Annotated in this window: 17 protein-coding genes; 10 read left to right on the top strand and 7 right to left on the bottom strand. The window is 73.4% G+C overall.

All coding sequences use genetic code 11. From position 1 onward, the window contains the following. The first annotated feature begins 159 nt into the window (after positions 1–159). Positions 160–525: a hypothetical protein gene (locus ACFYOB_RS03325; protein ID WP_388553752.1), complete on the top strand. Its 366-nt coding sequence runs from the start codon at positions 160–162 to the stop codon at positions 523–525. 19 nt (positions 526–544) lie between these two features. Here the strand turns inward: ACFYOB_RS03325 and ACFYOB_RS03320 are convergent, their stop codons facing one another. The 3 genes from ACFYOB_RS03320 to ACFYOB_RS03310 form a co-directional block, all read right to left on the bottom strand. Continuing rightward, positions 545–916, bottom strand: a complete 372-nt coding sequence (locus ACFYOB_RS03320) for a VOC family protein (RefSeq protein ID WP_388553750.1) — start codon at positions 914–916, stop codon at positions 545–547. 23 nt (positions 917–939) lie between these two features. Beyond that, complete coding sequence (locus tag ACFYOB_RS03315) at positions 940–2,037, bottom strand: PP2C family protein-serine/threonine phosphatase (RefSeq protein ID WP_388553748.1); 1,098 nt, start codon at positions 2,035–2,037, stop codon at positions 940–942. A 77-nt stretch (positions 2,038–2,114) separates the two neighbouring features. Beyond that, complete coding sequence (locus tag ACFYOB_RS03310) at positions 2,115–2,915, bottom strand: LysR substrate-binding domain-containing protein (protein ID WP_388553746.1); 801 nt, start codon at positions 2,913–2,915, stop codon at positions 2,115–2,117. Positions 2,916–2,973: 58 nt separating this feature from the next. Here ACFYOB_RS03310 and ACFYOB_RS03305 point away from each other — a divergent pair, with 58 nt between their 5' ends. Further along, positions 2,974–3,399, top strand: coding sequence for a DUF5997 family protein (locus ACFYOB_RS03305; protein ID WP_388553743.1), 426 nt, complete (start codon positions 2,974–2,976; stop codon positions 3,397–3,399). Between the two features lie 56 nt (positions 3,400–3,455). Here the strand turns inward: ACFYOB_RS03305 and ACFYOB_RS03300 are convergent, their stop codons facing one another. Together ACFYOB_RS03300 and ACFYOB_RS03295 are read right to left on the bottom strand one after the other, a co-directional pair. Then, the gene (locus ACFYOB_RS03300; RefSeq protein ID WP_388553739.1) at positions 3,456–4,034 is read right to left on the bottom strand and encodes a YdeI family protein; all 579 of its coding nucleotides are present in this window, start codon (positions 4,032–4,034) and stop codon (positions 3,456–3,458) included. 10 nt (positions 4,035–4,044) lie between these two features. Continuing rightward, positions 4,045–4,887, bottom strand: coding sequence for an ATP-binding cassette domain-containing protein (locus ACFYOB_RS03295; protein WP_388553736.1), 843 nt, complete (start codon positions 4,885–4,887; stop codon positions 4,045–4,047). Between the two features lie 221 nt (positions 4,888–5,108). On the opposite strand from ACFYOB_RS03295, the gene ACFYOB_RS03290 reads away from it, so the two are divergent. Then, positions 5,109–5,399 carry a response regulator transcription factor gene (locus ACFYOB_RS03290; protein WP_388553733.1) on the top strand — a complete coding sequence of 97 codons (291 nt, stop codon included), beginning with the start codon at positions 5,109–5,111 and terminating at the stop codon, positions 5,397–5,399. A gap of 29 nt (positions 5,400–5,428) precedes the next feature. Here ACFYOB_RS03290 and ACFYOB_RS03285 read toward each other — a convergent pair whose 3' ends face one another. Next, positions 5,429–5,881 (bottom strand): DoxX family protein, encoded by a 453-nt coding sequence (locus tag ACFYOB_RS03285; RefSeq protein ID WP_388553730.1) that lies wholly within the window; start codon positions 5,879–5,881, stop codon positions 5,429–5,431. Between the two features lie 504 nt (positions 5,882–6,385). On the opposite strand from ACFYOB_RS03285, the gene ACFYOB_RS03280 reads away from it, so the two are divergent. The 5 genes from ACFYOB_RS03280 (at position 6,386) to ACFYOB_RS03260 (ending at position 11,257) form a co-directional block, all read left to right on the top strand. Continuing rightward, entirely contained in the window at positions 6,386–7,363 is a 978-nt protein-coding gene (locus tag ACFYOB_RS03280; RefSeq protein ID WP_388553727.1) for a tellurite resistance/C4-dicarboxylate transporter family protein, read from the top strand. 70 nt (positions 7,364–7,433) lie between these two features. Continuing rightward, on the top strand, positions 7,434–7,883 hold the full coding sequence (locus ACFYOB_RS03275; protein ID WP_388553724.1) for a VOC family protein: 450 nt from the start codon (positions 7,434–7,436) through the stop codon (positions 7,881–7,883). Next, positions 7,880–8,563: an epimerase gene (locus tag ACFYOB_RS03270; protein ID WP_388553721.1), complete on the top strand. Its 684-nt coding sequence runs from the start codon at positions 7,880–7,882 to the stop codon at positions 8,561–8,563. Before ACFYOB_RS03275 ends, ACFYOB_RS03270 begins: the two co-directional genes overlap by 4 nt. Before the next feature lie 61 nt (positions 8,564–8,624). Next, positions 8,625–10,895 carry an AAA family ATPase gene (locus ACFYOB_RS03265; protein WP_388553719.1) on the top strand — a complete coding sequence of 757 codons (2,271 nt, stop codon included), beginning with the start codon at positions 8,625–8,627 and terminating at the stop codon, positions 10,893–10,895. Positions 10,896–10,906: 11 nt separating this feature from the next. Continuing rightward, on the top strand, positions 10,907–11,257 hold the full coding sequence (locus ACFYOB_RS03260; RefSeq protein WP_388553716.1) for an NTP pyrophosphohydrolase: 351 nt from the start codon (positions 10,907–10,909) through the stop codon (positions 11,255–11,257). A gap of 28 nt (positions 11,258–11,285) precedes the next feature. Here ACFYOB_RS03260 and ACFYOB_RS03255 read toward each other — a convergent pair whose 3' ends face one another. Further along, the gene (locus ACFYOB_RS03255; protein ID WP_388553713.1) at positions 11,286–11,726 is read right to left on the bottom strand and encodes an SH3 domain-containing protein; all 441 of its coding nucleotides are present in this window, start codon (positions 11,724–11,726) and stop codon (positions 11,286–11,288) included. Positions 11,727–11,983: 257 nt separating this feature from the next. On the opposite strand from ACFYOB_RS03255, the gene ACFYOB_RS03250 reads away from it, so the two are divergent. After that, positions 11,984–12,796: a hypothetical protein gene (locus ACFYOB_RS03250; protein WP_388553710.1), complete on the top strand. Its 813-nt coding sequence runs from the start codon at positions 11,984–11,986 to the stop codon at positions 12,794–12,796. Then, entirely contained in the window at positions 12,796–14,961 is a 2,166-nt protein-coding gene (locus ACFYOB_RS03245) for a bifunctional serine/threonine-protein kinase/ABC transporter substrate-binding protein (protein WP_388553706.1), read from the top strand. Before ACFYOB_RS03250 ends, ACFYOB_RS03245 begins: the two co-directional genes overlap by 1 nt. Positions 14,962–14,969 lie beyond the last annotated feature (8 nt).

Raw genomic sequence — 14,969 nt, 5'->3', positions numbered from 1 at the left:
CTCTGTGTTACTGGGGAGTTGGGAGGACGAGGCAGCACGCTAGCCGCCCCGAAACGGACATCCGTTCGTTTCGGGGCGCCGCCCACGAAGCTTAGGTTCCACTTAAGGCAGAGGAAAGAAGGGCCTCAGGAAGCGGGCATGCGGAGCTACGCTGCGGAGATGGAGCGTGCAGAGGTTCTCAAGCGAGTCATCGGGATTCTCACGGAAGCCCAGGAGATCCGTCGGGCGGCGGAGGCCGGTGAGGACGACGACATTCATGAACGCGACGCCGGGGTCGTCACCAAGCTGCTGAACGAGATGCTGCCCTCCATCAGCGTCCCGGCCGAGTCCTCTCCCCAACAAGTGGCCCGACTGGTCGCGGAGGCGCTCGGTCCCGCTCTGCAGACCATGGTCGCCGGTTTCAGCCTCGCCTTCACCAGCCTCGCGATGGCGCACGACGGCGGCCGGACGGACCTCTCCGCGATCGACGTGCTGCAGCAGCTCGCGCTCGAAGTGGAGGCAGGGGTCTACGACGAGGACGACTGAACCGCCGTCCGGCGAGGGGTCAGCCGTGGGTGCTGTCGACGACGCAGAAGCGGTTGCCCTCGGGGTCGGCCAGTACCACGAAGTCCGGGTCCTGCGGGTAGGAGTCCCACTCGACGTGCCGGGCGCCCAGGGATACCAGGCGCGCGACCTCCGCCTCCTGCTCCGCCGCGTCCGCGGCGTACAGGTCGAGGTGGACGCGCGGACGGTCCTGTACGGGCGAGGTGCTGCGGCCGAGGGCCACACCGGGGCCCCGGCCGTCGGCGGGGACCAGGACGGTCCAGTCGGGGTCCACCTCGCCGCCCCGGGGGACGTATCCGAGCGCCCGCGCCCAGAATTCCGCCGCCCGCCGGACATCCGTGGCGCCCATGACGATCGTTCCGATGTTCAGCATGATCATATTGTGGGGGACCGGAGCTAGGCGAGACGTTCGATCGCCACCATCGCCGCGTCGTCGCCGAGCGTGCTGCCGGCCGCGTGGGCGAGCAGGTCCTCGCACAGCCGGTCCAGGAGGGCGCGGGGGTGCATGCCCGACCAGGCGGCCGCATGTTCCGTGAGGGGGTAGAACACGCCGGCCCGGTCGCGCGCCTCCAGGACCCCGTCCGTGTACAGGAGCAGGACGTCTCCCGCCGCGAAGGCGAAGCTCTGCGCGGTGACGGAGGATTCCACCAGCCCGGCGAGGCCGAGCGGCGGAGCGGGCTGGGTCACGTCGAGCGGGACGGCCCGGCCGTCGCGCAGCAACAGCGGCGGCGGGTGGCCGCAGCTGACGAGGTGCAGCACGGGCTCCTCGTCGGGGATCTCCAGGACGGCCGCCGTGATGAAGCTTTCGCCCCGGTCCCCGGAGTCGTCCAGGTCCGGGGAGACCGCTGCCTCCAGGTAGGCCACCAGCCCCGGCAGGCCGGCCTCCTGATGGGCGGCCGCCCGGAAGGCGCCGAGGACGAGCGCGGCGTCCCCTACCGCCCCCAGCCCCTTGCCCCGGACATCGCCGATGATCAGGCGCGTCGCGGAGGCCGTACGGGCGGCGGCGTACAGATCTCCGCCGATCTGGGCCTCGGCCGCCGCCGCCAGGTACACCGAGGCGACGCCCAGCGGGCCCATCCGGTCGCGCAGCGGGCGCAGGACCACCTCCTGCGCGGTCTCGGCCACCGACCGCAACTGGACCAGTTCCTTCTCGTGCACCTCGCGCAGGTGGGCGAAGACGGTCACGAACACCGAGATCATGATCAGCGCGACGATCTGGAAGGTGTGGTTCAGATCGGTCAGCGTCGTGCGCGTCGCCGCCACCACCGTTTGGGCCAGTACGGCGACCAGGCCTACGAACCCCGTCATCCACGGCCCGGCGAACGAAGCGGTCACGGCCGGTGCGGCGACCAGGAAGGGACCGAGGTGGACATCGGGCGGAGCGATGATGTCGACCGCCGTGACCAGCGCGATCAACACGAACGGAACCGCCAGCTGCGCGTGGCGCGCTGTCCGGGATCGTGGGCGGGGCACGTACGACGGCCGGAGATCCATCTCTCCTGAATACACCGCTGGGGGATCCGTGTCCCCCAGCCCCGGCCGTCGCGGGCGTCCCTTCTCGACGCCGTCGGCTACGACCGGCGGCGGGGCTTGCCGCCCTTGCCGCCCTTGGGGCCGCCCGAACCGCCGCGCGCGCCCTTGCCGGCCGGCTTTCCGGACGCGGTCTTGCGCTGCGCGCCACCGCTCCCGCCCGCGTCCGGACGCTTCGCCCTGGCCTTGGCCTTCGCCTTGGCCGTCGCCTTGGGCTGCTCCGCGGGCGCCGGGCGTCCCCGGGTGCTGTTGACGGTCCGGCCGCGGACGATCCCGATGAACTGCTCCACCAGGTCCGTGGTCTCGTCCTGCGGCCACGACAGCGCGACGCGCGACTCGGGGGCGTCCGAGACCGGCCGGTACGTCAGGTCCTTGCGGTGGTGCAGGCGCGCGAGGGACTGCGGGACGACGAGTACGCCCACGCCGGCGGCCACCAGCTCGATGGCGTCCGCCGTCGTCGCGGGGCGCTCGATCGCGGGCCGTCCCGGCAGTCGCTCCCAGTCGAGCGTGTCGTCGAGCGGGTGCAGCACGATCTCCTCGGCCAGATCCTCCGTGGACACCTCTTCGGCGGACGCCACGAGGTGGTCCTTGGGGATCACGACCACGGTGGTCTCGGTGTAGAGGGGGATCGCGCTGAGGTCCGTACGGTCCACCGGCAGCCGCACGAAGCCGGCGTCGGCGCCGCCGCCGCGCAGCACACCGAAGGCCTCGGTGGGGGACACCGCGACGAGGGTCAGCGGGATGTCGGGCAGTCGCTCATTCCAGATCCGGATCCACTTGGTGGGTGTCACCCCGGGGACATAAGCGAGCCGGAACGAATGGGGTACTTCCGAGCCTGTCACCCCGCCAGGTTACCGGTCGTGGTCGGAGCTAGCGCACACGATCGATACTCTTGACACCATGACGTCGCACCAGAGCACCCAGACGATGAAGCCCGCAACCGCGGCGAAGAAGCTGGGCGTGTACCTCGAGGCCACCCCCGCCGAGTTCCAGGAGGGTGTCGTCTCGCGCAATGAATTGAGTGCGCTGCAGGCAGACCCGCCCCAGTGGCTGCAGGAACTGCGGCGCAACGGCCCGCACCCCCGTCCCGTGGTCGCCGCGAAGCTCGGCGTGTCCATCGCCGGCCTCGCCCGCGGCGGAGTCACGGAGCCGCTCACCACCGAGCAGATCGAAGCACTGAAGCAGGAAGCCCCCGAGTGGCTGCAGCGGGAGCGCGCCACTCAGGCCGATGTCCGCAAGGAAGCGGTGCGGATCAAGGAGAAGAACGCGGAGAAGGCCGCGAAGGACGCCGAGCGCGCCGAGCAGGACCGCGGCGCGCGTTCCTGAGGTCCCCCGGTTTCGGTGATCAGGCCCGGCTCCCCTCGGGGAGCCGGGCCTGATCGTCACCCCGGCCGTTCGCCGGCCGCCAGCATCTGCACCGCCTTCTCCAGCTTTGCCTGCCGGGTCTTCGGGGTCGGCGCCTGGAGCAGTGGCAGGACCACCAGGTAGCGCCCGGTTCTGTCGAGGGCCTCGAACGCCTTTCTGGCCGCGGGGCTCGCGTCGAGCGCCGCCGCGAGGTCGGGCGGAACCGTCGCCGTCCTCTGCGACTCGTAGGCCCGCGCCCACCGACCGTCCTCCTGCGCCTTGCGCACCTCGGCCAGTCCCGGTTCGCGCATCCGCCCGGCGGCCGTCAGCATCGCGACCTTCTCCACGTTCACCTGCGACCACAGGCTCCTGGGCCGACGTGGCACGTACTTCTGCAGGTAGTGGGTCCCGTCGAGGGAGCGCCGCTGCCCGGAGATCCAGCCGTAGCAGAGCCCGATGTCGACGACCTCGTCATCGCCGACGGACGGGATGCCGGACTTCTTCTTGGCCATCTTGATCCACACGCCTTCGTGGCGCGTGTGGTGCTCGGCCAGCCAGCTCTCGAACGCCGCGCCGTCCGCGAAGGCGACGATCTCCACTCCGTCGAGCTCATCCATGCCGTTCAGGCTATCGGCTGCCCTCCGGCACCGGGGAAGCCGGGGAAGTCGGGGTCAGCCACGGTGAGTTCGCCGTCATCCCGGTCACCGCGAGCCGCTCGCGTCCCGCCGCACCGGACCGTACGACCGTCGCCCCCCGGCCCCTCAGCACGGCGGCCAGATCGGCGCCGCGCGGACTGCCCACCACGACCCGGGCCGCGGCGCGCCGGGCGGCGAACCCGTCCCCGGACAAGGCGGCGACCAGCCGCCCCCGGCCGAGGACGACCAGCCGGTCGGCGGTCCCGGCGATCTCCCCCGCGCTCCCCGGTGACCACGACCGTCCGGCCCTCGGCGGCCAGAGCCCGCAGCAGCCGGTGCGCCCACCGCACGCCTTCGGGGTCCAGCCCGCGGAGGGGTTCGTCGAAGAGCAGCACGGGAGATCCCCGAGCAGCGCGGCCGCGATGCGCAGCCGCTGCAGCATCGCCGGGGAGTACGTCCGTACGCGCCGCCGCGGCTCCCGCGCCAGGCCCGTCTCCGCCAGTACCTCGGCCACCCGCCCCGGCCGGGCGCCCTGTTCGCGGGCCGGCGCCGACAGCAGCGCGCCGGCCATGCGGCGGCCATGCAGGGCGGTTTCGGCGCCGGCAGGGAGCCGACCTGGTGCGGGCTGCGCGGACGACCGCGCAGCGGGACGCCGCCCACCGTTGGCCGTCCCCGCCGTGGGGTCCAGGCCCAGGATCAGCCGGAGCGCGCTGGTCTTGCCCGCCCCGGCGGGGCCGAGGAGCGCGGTGACCGTGCCGGGTCCGGCCGTGAAGGACAGCCGGTCGACGGCGGCCCTGGTGCCGTACCGCTTGGTGAGTTCTCTGACCTCGATCACGCGTCCAGCCTGCGGGGGCGGACCGTCGGCGCACATCCCACGGGCGGTGGCAAAGCCGTGTGCCCACCCGCCCCGGGGTGTACATCCGGGGGCCGATGCCCGGGCCCGGGCCAGCTGGCTACGGTCACGGCATGGAGATCCGGCAATCGCGAACGCCAGCAAGGACGGCAGGTACGGCGGCCACGGAGGGTACGGAGCGGGCGTCCCGATGTGCGCCGGGGTTGACGCGCCGCCTGATCGCGGACATCGTCCGGGGGCCCGGCCCCGGCGCGGGGCCCGCGGCCGGGGAAGGCGGGTTCCGGGCGGTCGCGGGGATCACCGAGCGGGAGCGGGAGGTCCTCACCCTGGTGGGGCGGGGCCGGTCGAACGCGGAGATAGCCGAGGAGCTGTTCATCTCGGCGGCCACGGCCAAATCACACGTGGCGCGCCCGTCCAGCAAGCTCGGCGCGCGGGACCGGGTCCATCTCGTTATCACCGCCGACGAGATGGGCCTGGTCGCGCCGCCGCGTTAGGCCGTGCCGTCAGCCGGGTCCGCAGGCCTTCACGCGGCCACGGCCTCCGGGCTGCGTTCGTCGTCGGACCGGCGGCCGGAGGCACGGGAGGTGAACAGGCCGTCCACGGCGAACGCGCCCGGGCCGGTGAACACCAGCAGCAGGAAGGCCCAGCAGAACATCGCCGACGGCTCGCCGCCGTTCTGCAACGGCCAGAGGGCGCCCGGCTGGTGGACGGTGAAGTACGCGTACGCCATCGAGCCGGAGGCGACGAAGGCAGCGGCCCTGGTGCCGAGGCCCAGCAGGATCAGGACGCCCGCCACCAGCTGGATGGCGGCGGCGTACCAGCCGGGCCAGCTGCCGACGGGGACCGTGCCGCCGCCGTGCGCGCCGCCGAGGACGCCGAAGAGCGAGGCGGCTCCGTGCGAGGCGAACAGCAGTCCCGTCACGATACGGAACAGGGCGAGGGCGTACGGCTGGTTTCTGTCGAGATGTGCGGTCATTGGGGGGCTCCTTCGGTTGGGGACGGGTCCCGAAGTCGTGCCGAGGTGTGAGGCGTGAGGTACGGGTGTCGACGTGCGGGATGGGTGTGCCCACACGGGCGAGCCCAAGGTAGGTAGGCCTAACCGCTGCCGCAAGATCGAGTTCCGGCCACCGGCCGAGCGGTGGCGACGCTACCCCGGTGCCGGAACGGGGCGCCGAGGGCGCGCGGAGAAAGCCCGCCGGTCCGTTCCCCTGTGACGGACCGGCAGGCCCCCGTCTCACCCGAGCCTAGGACCGGGCAGCGGTCGCGCATGTGCATCGCGCGCAGAATTCGTTGATCTTGCGCGCAGATGGTTTGGGCGACCGTGTGCCCGTCCGGCCCGGGATCCTGCGGGCAGGGAACGAGACGGCGGAGCGGGAGACGCGTACGCCACCTGGACGGTTCCCGTTCCCGTACCCCTTCCGGGACGCGGCCCCAGGCGTGTCGGCTGGCGGGGCGCGGACCGGTGGGGTCCGCTGGGGAGGTGAGCGCTCTTCCTGGTCGCGGCTGGCGTGCCGGACTCCCGCCGGCGGCCGGAGCCGCCGTCATGGCCGCCGGCATCCTCTCCGTCGGCCTGCACCTGACCGGGCACGAGGTGGTCTCGCTGGTGGCGCTGGCCATCTCCGCGGCGCTGTGGCTGGTACTCGCCGCCGACTTCGCGTCCCGGCTGCTGGCTGACCGCGGGCGGTTCCGGGCCGAGGCCGACACCCCGGCCGCGCTGACCGCCGTCGCAGCCACCACCGTGCTCGGAACCCGGATCTCGCTGCTCGGCTGGCAGACCGCGGCCGCCGCGCTGCTGGCGCTGGCCGCCGTGATCTGGCCGGGGCTCCTGCTGCACGTCGTACGGCACTGGCGGCGGCGCATGCCGGGGGCGGTGTTCCTCGGCTGCGTCGCCACTCAGGGACTCGCCGTACTCGCCGCCACCCTCGCCGCCGCCGGCCGTCACGACTGGCCGGCCTGGGCGGCGCTTGCCGCGTTCTGCCTGGGCCTGCTGCTCTACGTGGCGGCCCTGGTCCTCTTCGACCTCCGCGAGGTCGTGGGCGGCGCGGGCGACCACTGGGTGGCGGGCGGCGCGCTGGCCATCTCCGCCCTGGCCGGCTCCAAACTCACGGCGTCACCCGTATGGACCGGGGGAGCGCACACGGCCCTGCGGACCGTCACGCTGGTGACGCTCGGCCTCTCCCTCGTCTGGTACGCCGTCCTCCTCGGCGCCGAACTGCGCCACCCCCGGACGCGCTACGACATCCGTCGCTGGGCCACCGTCTTCCCGCTCGGAATGACGGCCACCGCCTGCCTCTCCGCCGCGGACCCGGCCGGCGTGCCGTGGCTGCGCCCGCTCGGCGAGGTCCTGCTCTGGATCGCCGTCGGAGCCTGGCTGCTGATCTTCGTCGCCTTCCTCGCCTCCCACCGGGCCGCGCGCGCCGCCCGGCGGGGCGGCCCACCGGGGACGGCGACCGGATGACCCGACCCCGCCCGGGGCCTGCCCGCCCACTCCTGTGGCGGCGGCCGTGGCCGCTCAGTAGGGTCCCGGCATGGCATACACGTTCCAGGTGACCATCGACTGCGCCGACCCCCACCCCCTCGCCGACTGGTGGGCCGACGCCCTCGGCTGGGAGGTGGAGCCGAGCGACGAGGGCTTCATCCGCGGCCTGATCGCCGCGGGCCACGCGAGCGAGGCCGACACCACCACCCACAACGGCACCCTCGTGTGGAAGATCGGCGCCGCCATCCGCCACCCGGAAGGCCTGGAACGCGCCCCCCGGATCCTGTTCCAGCTCGTCCCCGAGCCCAAGACGGCCAAGAACCGGGTCCACCTCGACGTCCGCATCGGGTCGGACGACCCCAAGACCGTCGTCGACCGGCTGCTCGCCAAGGGCGCGACCTTCCTCCACGACGGCCGGGTGGGCCCATCGGCGTGGACCACCCTCGCCGACCCGCAGGGCAACGAGCTGTGCATCACCCACCAAGCGGACTTCGTGTGAACGTCATCCTCTTCGGCGCCACCGGAATGATCGGCCGGGGAGTGCTCCGCGAATGCCTGCGCGACGACTCCGTCACCGGCGTCCTCGCCGTCGGCCGCACCCCGCTCGGCGTCACCCACCCCAAACTGCGCGAGCGTGTCCGCAGCGACCCCTCCGACCTCTCGGCCCCGGACCTCGACCTGGCCGCGTACGACGCCTGCTTCTTCTGCCTCGGCGTCTCCTCCGTCGGCATGAAGGAGGAGGAGTACCGGCGCGTCACCTACGACCTGACGCTCGCGGTGGCCCGTCCCCTCGCCGCCGCCAACCCCCGCCTGACCTTCGTCTACGTGTCCGGCGAGGGCACGGACAGCACCGAGCGGGGCCGTTCCATGTGGGCCCGGGTGAAGGGCAGGACCGAGAACGCCCTGCTCGAACTGCCCTTCCAGGCCTACATGTTCCGCCCCGGAATCGTCCAGCCGGTGCGCGGTGTGCCTTCCAGGACCCGGCTCTACCGGACCCTGTACGCCGTGACCGCGCCGCTGATCCCGCTGCTGCGCCGGATCGCGCCGGACCTCGTCATCACCACCGAGACACTGGGCCGCGCCATGATCGCCGTCGCCACACCGGGCACCGAGGTCCCCGGCCGCGTCCTGCGCCCGAAGGACATCAACCGCCTGGGCACAGCTCGCGACCAGGCGTAATCGAGTACCGGACAGCCCCTTCCACAGGCGAGAATGCAGCATCTCGAACTGGGAGGAACCCATGAGCCAGGACCACCTGACTCTGCATGACCTGCTGCCCGCTCAGGCACTGGCGGACTCGATCGACGCCGGGTACGTGACCCGCAAGTCGCACCCGGAACTGCCGCTGTCCATCTACACGTACACGAGGACGGCCCAGTACGAGCGGGTCTGGAACCAGGTCACCACGCGCTGCCGCGGACTCGTCGCCGACGACACCACGGGCGCGATCGTCGCGCTGCCGCTGCCGAAGTTCTTCAACGTCGGCGAGCACGAGTCGGGTCAGCCGTACGCCCCCGCCCTCCCGGACGAGCCGTTCGAGGTGTACGACAAGGTCGACGGTAGCCTCGCCGTCGTCTTCCACTACGCGGACCGCTGGCGGGTCGCCTCCAAGGGCTCCTTCATCAGCGCCCAGGCCACTTGGGCCCAGCGCCTGCTCGACACCAAGGACACCGCGGCCCTGCGCCCGGGCACCACGTACCTCGCCGAGATCCTGTACCCGCAGAACCGGATCGTCGTCGACTACGGCGACCGCCGGGACCTCGTCCTGCTCGCCGCGTTCGGGGGGGACGGCACGGAGGTCCCGCTCGCCGAGGCCGCGCCGCACTGGGAGGGCATCGGCTCCGTCGTGACCGTCTGGCCCGCCATGCCGCTCGACGAGCTGATCGCGCTGACCGAGTCCAACACCCTGCCCGGCGGCGCCACGGCCACCGGCATCGACGCGGAGGGCTTCGTGCTGCGCTTCGCCTCGGGCGTGCGCGCCAAGGCGAAGCTGTCCGAGTACGTACGCCTGCACAAGGTGCTCACCGGCGTCACCGAGCGCGACATCTGGCGGAGCCACGGCATCCAGCGGTTCGCCGGTCTGCCCGCCAAGCAGCTCGCCCAGGGCCTCAACTGCGCGGTCGCCGACATCGAAGCCTCGGGCGGCAAGCCGCTGGACGCGCTGCTGGAGCAGGTGCCCGACGAGTTCGACACCTGGGTGCGCGAGGTGATCGCCCGCCTGGAGGACGTGGCGGCGCGCCACGAGCGTGCAGTCGACGAGGCCTACGCGGGCCTCGCGCACCTGGCCGCCGACCGCGGCGCCTTCGCGCGCGCGGTCCGGGAACTGGGCGACCGGGGCATCCGCGCCGCGATGTTCATGCGGCTCGACGGCCGGCCGACCGACCTCACCACCTGGCGGCACGTGCGGCCGGAGACGGGCGACGCGTACATCACCGACGAGGAGAACACGGCCGTGTCCGAAGCGGTGCCCGACAGCACGCCCGCCGAGGTGCGTCGCGCACCCGCGCGCGAGGCCGCGCCGCGCGTGCCCGCACCGGCCGCGGACCGGCCCGTGGACGGCGACCGGCCAAAAGCCGCGCTGCCGGTCGTGCACGTCATGACGGGTCTGCCGGCCTCCGGCAAGACGACCGCGGCGCGCGCCCTCCAGGCGCAGTCCGGCGGCCGGATGCGCCGGGTCAACCTGGACGACCTGCGGAGCATGCTCGACCTGCCGGACCCCGAGCGGGGCCGCTCCTGGGCACATGAGCAGACCGTACTGGCCGTGCAGGACGCGGCGGTCCGCGCGGCCGTCGACGGCGGTTTCGACGTCGTCGTCGACAACACCCACCTGACCAAGCACATTCCGAAGCGCCTCAAGGCGGCGGTCGGCGGACTCGCCACCTTCGTCGTGCACGACTTCACCGGCGTCCCGCTGGAGGAGTGCCTGCGCCGGGACGCCGCCCGGGAGAACCAGGTCGGCGAGGAGATCATCCGAGTGCTCGCAGACAAGCACCAGAAGGCCCGCAAGGGCGGCTGGCGGCTGACGGCCGAGTGGCTCAACGGCACGTCCGGCGGGATGGCCGTGCCGCCGGTGCGGGAGTACGTCGCCGACCCGGCGCTGCCCGCCGCGGTCCTGTGCGACATCGACGGCACGCTCGCGCTGACCGGCGACCGCGGGCCGTACGACTTCTCGCGCTGCGAGTTCGACCTGCTCAACGAGCCGGTCCGGCACGCGCTGGACGCCTTCCGGCGGGCCGACGGCGACGTGATCGTGCTGCTGTCGGGGCGGAGCGAGGAGTTCCGTACGCAGACGGAGTCCTGGCTGCGGCGTCACCAGGTCCCGTACGACGAGCTGTGGATGCGTGCGGCGGGCGACACCCGCCGCGACGACCTCGTGAAGGCGGAACTCTTCGACGCGCACGTGCGTCACCGGTACGCGGTTCGGGTGTCGCTCGACGACCGGGACCGGGTGGTCGCGGTCTGGCGCCGGATGGGCCTGCCCACCTGGCAGGTCAACTACGGCGACTTCTAGGACGCGGCGTCGTGACGGGCGTGCTGATCGTCGATGCCGCGAACGTCGTCGGCTCCGTACCGGACGGCTGGTGGCGGGACCGGCGGGGCGCGGCCGAGCGGCTGCGCGACCGGCTGGCGGCGCGGGGCGGCGACGAGGAGATCATCCTCGTCGTCGAGGGCGCCGCCCGGGGCGTCGAGTCCGTGCCGGGCGTACGGGTGGATGCGGCGCCCGGGAGCGGTGACGACCGGATCGTCGAGCTGGCCGCGGCCCACGCGGGGCGCGACTGCGTCGTGGTCACGGCCGACCGCGAACTGCGCGAACGGGTCCGGGCGTACGGCGCGCGGTGCGTGGGGCCGCGCACCGTACGCCCGGACCGCTGACCTGGGCGGCCCTGATGTGGCTCGCGGGTCAGCGGCAGTAGTGCACCGTGGTGAGGTTCTTGACGTAACGGGCCGCGACCCAGTGCTCCTGGCCGTAGGCCTTGTCGCCCTCCCCGCGGCCGCCCGTGCCGCCGTTCGGGCCGCCGGCGTTCTGGTCGCCGCCGTTCTGCCGGCTGCCGTTCTCGCCCGTGCCGTTCTCCTTGTGCAGGCGGTACCAGATGCGGTTGCCGTCGACCGACTGGCCGTACTCCTTGCACTCGATCTCGACCTTGCGGTGCTGCTGGAGCTGCCCGACGGCCCGGGAGTACGTGGTCGGCTTGCTGCGCACCTTCAGCGGGCCCTTCGAGACGACCGCGCCGCCGGCGCGGCGACCGTCGGCCCCGTCGGCGACCGCGGCCCCGGCCCCTACCAGGCCGAGCACCAGGCTTCCGGAGGCGAGAGCGAGGATGGTCCTGGTGGGCTTCGGCATGAGCTGGCTCCTCTACGAAGAGATCCGCCCGGCCGCTGCGAGCGGAGCGGGACGGCAACCAGGCGGCTGCCACCGCCGACCATGGCGAGGGCGGGCGGGTCCGGGCCGTCGGCGCACCGCCGTATAGCCCGATATGCCCAATCAGTACGCCGCTGTTCACGCTCAGGCCGCCGGGTTCCCGTACTCATGACCTCCGGCCCCGGCGGCGGTTACCGTGAGGGTCACGCGGGGGTTCGACGAAGTCTCAGGGGGCGTGCATGCGGCGTGGGTTGACGATGGCGGGGGCGTTGAGCGGGGCACTGGCCTCGATGCTGACGCTGGGCGGATGCGGGTCGGGCGGGGACACCGGGGCGAAGCCGAAGCCCGGGCCGTCGGCGCCGGTTTCGGCCGCGGCCCCCTCACCCTCCGCCTCCACCGCCCCCGGCGCACTGCCGACGGCGTACACCTTCACCCCCGACCCGGACCGTGTCCCGCACACCCCCGACCAGGCGCAGCGCCTGACGCGGGCCGCCGCCCTGGACCCGGATTCCTGGTCGGCGGGCATGGCGGCGCACGATCCGTACGAGAGCGCCGGTGACTGGCCGGTGCTCTCCGCGGACTGCGTCTGGTCGCGCGCCGGGCTGCCCGACGGCGTACTGGACAGCTACACCCGGAAGATCGACGTCCCGGCCAAGGAAGGCAAGGGGCGGTTGCTCGGCTCGGTCACCCTCACCGTGCACCGGGACGCGGCGGCCGCGGACCGTGACATGCAGGAGACGGTGCAGCAGAGCTTCCGCTGCCCGGACCAGGACCTGGGCGGCGGCCAGTTCCTCCTGGGCCTGCTGTCGATGCACCAGCCGAAGGAATCGGTCCTCAACGCCGACGCCTCGATGTTCGAGTCGGGGAAGTTCACCTCGCCCGAATCCGGCGGCCCGCAGGGCTACGTGTGGACCAAGTCCCGCATCGGCCCAGTAGTGATGGCCCTCTCCGTCAAGGGCGCCCATGGGTACGAGACCAGGGACCTGCTGAAGGTGGCCGCCGAGGGCGCGGCCAAGGCGCTGTACCGCGTCGAACTGGAGCTGAAGAACTGATGCAGCCGCTGCACGCCACCGATCCCGCGCGGATCGGCGGCTACCGCGTCCTCGGCCGGCTCGGTGCGGGCGGAATGGGGGTCGTCCTGCTCGGCCGGTCCGCCGGCGGGGCGCTGGCCGCCGTGAAACTCGTCCGGGCCGAATACGCCGACGACCCCGACTTCCGGGTGCGGTTCCGGCGGGAGGTGGCCGTGGCCCGCCGCGTCCGCAGCCGCTGGGCGGTCCCGGTCGTGGACGCCGACACGGAGGCCCCCGCGCCGTGGCTGGCGACCGAGTTCGTGCCGGGTCCGCCGCTGAGCGACGCCGTGGCGCAGGCCGGCGGGCTCCCGCCGTCCAGCGTCCGCTTCCTCGGGGCGCGGCTGGCCGAGGCGCTGGACGCCGTGCACGAGGCCGGGCTCGTCCACCGCGACGTGAAGCCCGCGAACGTCCTGCTCGCCACCGACGGGCCGCGGCTCATCGACTTCGGGATCGCGCGGGCCCTGGACGACACCGTGCTCACCGCCACCGACGTCGTGATCGGCTCGCCCGGCTTCCTCTCGCCGGAACAGGCCCAGGGCGGTCACGTCGGACCGCCGAGCGACGTCTTCTCCCTGGGGTGCGTGCTCGCGTACGCGGCCACCGGGCGGCGCCCGTTCGGCGCCGGCCCGGCCGAGGCCATGCTGTTCCGCACCGTGCACGACACCGCCGACACGGCCGGAATCCCTGACGGGCTGCTGCCCCCGATCGCGGCGTGCCTGGCCAAGGCGCCGGGGGACCGCCCCACAGCCGCGCAGCTGCGCGACGTCCTCGCCGAGGACACCCCCGGCCCCTGGCTGCCCGGCGGACTGCTCCAGCTGATCGCCGAACGCTCAGCGCAGATGCTCCAGTTGCCCGACATCGAGCCGACCCGGCCGACCGCGGCGACCGCGCCTGCAGCGCCTGCAGCGCCTGCGGACGCCCCTCTCGCGCCGCCGGCCGTACCCGTATCCCTGCCCGCACGGCCGCGCCGCCGGAGCCTGCTCGCAGCGGGCGCCGCCCTCACCGTCCTCGCGGGTGGCGGAGGCACGGCCGCCTGGCTGCTGCGGAACAAGGAGTCCACACCGGACGAGAAGGGTTCCGGCCCCGTCCGCCCGACCCTGGCCATCGGCCTCCAGGCCGACCTGAGCGGCCCCGGCCAGGCCATGGGCAACGCCCAGCGCGACGGCGCCCTGCTGGCCGTGGAGGAACTCACGTCCCGCGAGGACCTGCCCTTCGCCTTTCGGCTCGCCGAGTCCGACGACCGGGGAGCGGCAGGCCCTGCGGCCGCCGCGGCCGACGCGTTCACCGCCGACACCTCCGTCGTCGCCGTCCTCGCGGCCACCGGCGCGGCGGCCGTCACGGCGGTCCTCGCCCGCTACGACCAGGCCGGCCTGCCCGTCCTGACGGTCAACGACGGCGACACCACCCACCTGAACCGCATCTACACCTGCCTGCGCCCCAACGACGCCTACCAGATGCGGCCCGTCGTCGAATACCTGACCGGGCGTGAGCGCGGCACCACCCTGGTCGTGGACGACGGCAGCCCGTACGGCTGGCAGACCACCCGCTTCCTCAGCGAGGCACTGCGCGCGGGCAAGAGCCCGATGACCCCGGTCACGGTCGCCCCGGACGCCGACCACACGGAACTCGCACGCGAAGCCGTACGGTCCGCCGCGGGCACCGTGCTCTACGGAGGCGGGCCCTCCGGCGCGGCCCGCCTCGCCGTCGCCCTGGCCGCGGCCGGCTTCAGGGGCCGGACCATCGCTACCCAGGCCGTCCACGACCCCCGCTTCCTCCAGGAGGCGGGCGCGGGGGCCGAGGGCTGGCTGCTGGTCTCCACCGCGGTAGACCCGGCCGCGGCCCCCGCGGCCCGCGCCTTCGACACGGCCTTCCGCGCCCGCCACCGGGCCCCCGCCCCGCCCTACGCGGCCGAGGCCTACGACGCCGTCCACCTGCTGGCCCGGTGCGCGCAGGGCCTGGGCCGCGCCCAGGTCGGCCGCGGCGACCTCGTCCCCACCCTGCGGGGGACCAGGTACGAGGGCGTCTCCAAGACCTACGCCTTCGAGCAGGCCAACGGGACCTACACGGGCGACGGCCTCTTCTTCTACGAGGTCGCCTCGGGCCGCTTCCGTTTCCTCGGCACCCGCTCCACCGCGTGGCCGGTCTGACCCCGGCC

Origin of the sequence: Streptomyces sp. NPDC006463, from assembly GCF_042870715.1 — a bacterium.
Classification (GTDB): domain Bacteria; phylum Actinomycetota; class Actinomycetes; order Streptomycetales; family Streptomycetaceae; genus Streptomyces.
The sequence above is the reverse complement of the archived record's forward strand: the minus strand, read 5'-3'. Positions and strand labels throughout refer to the sequence as shown.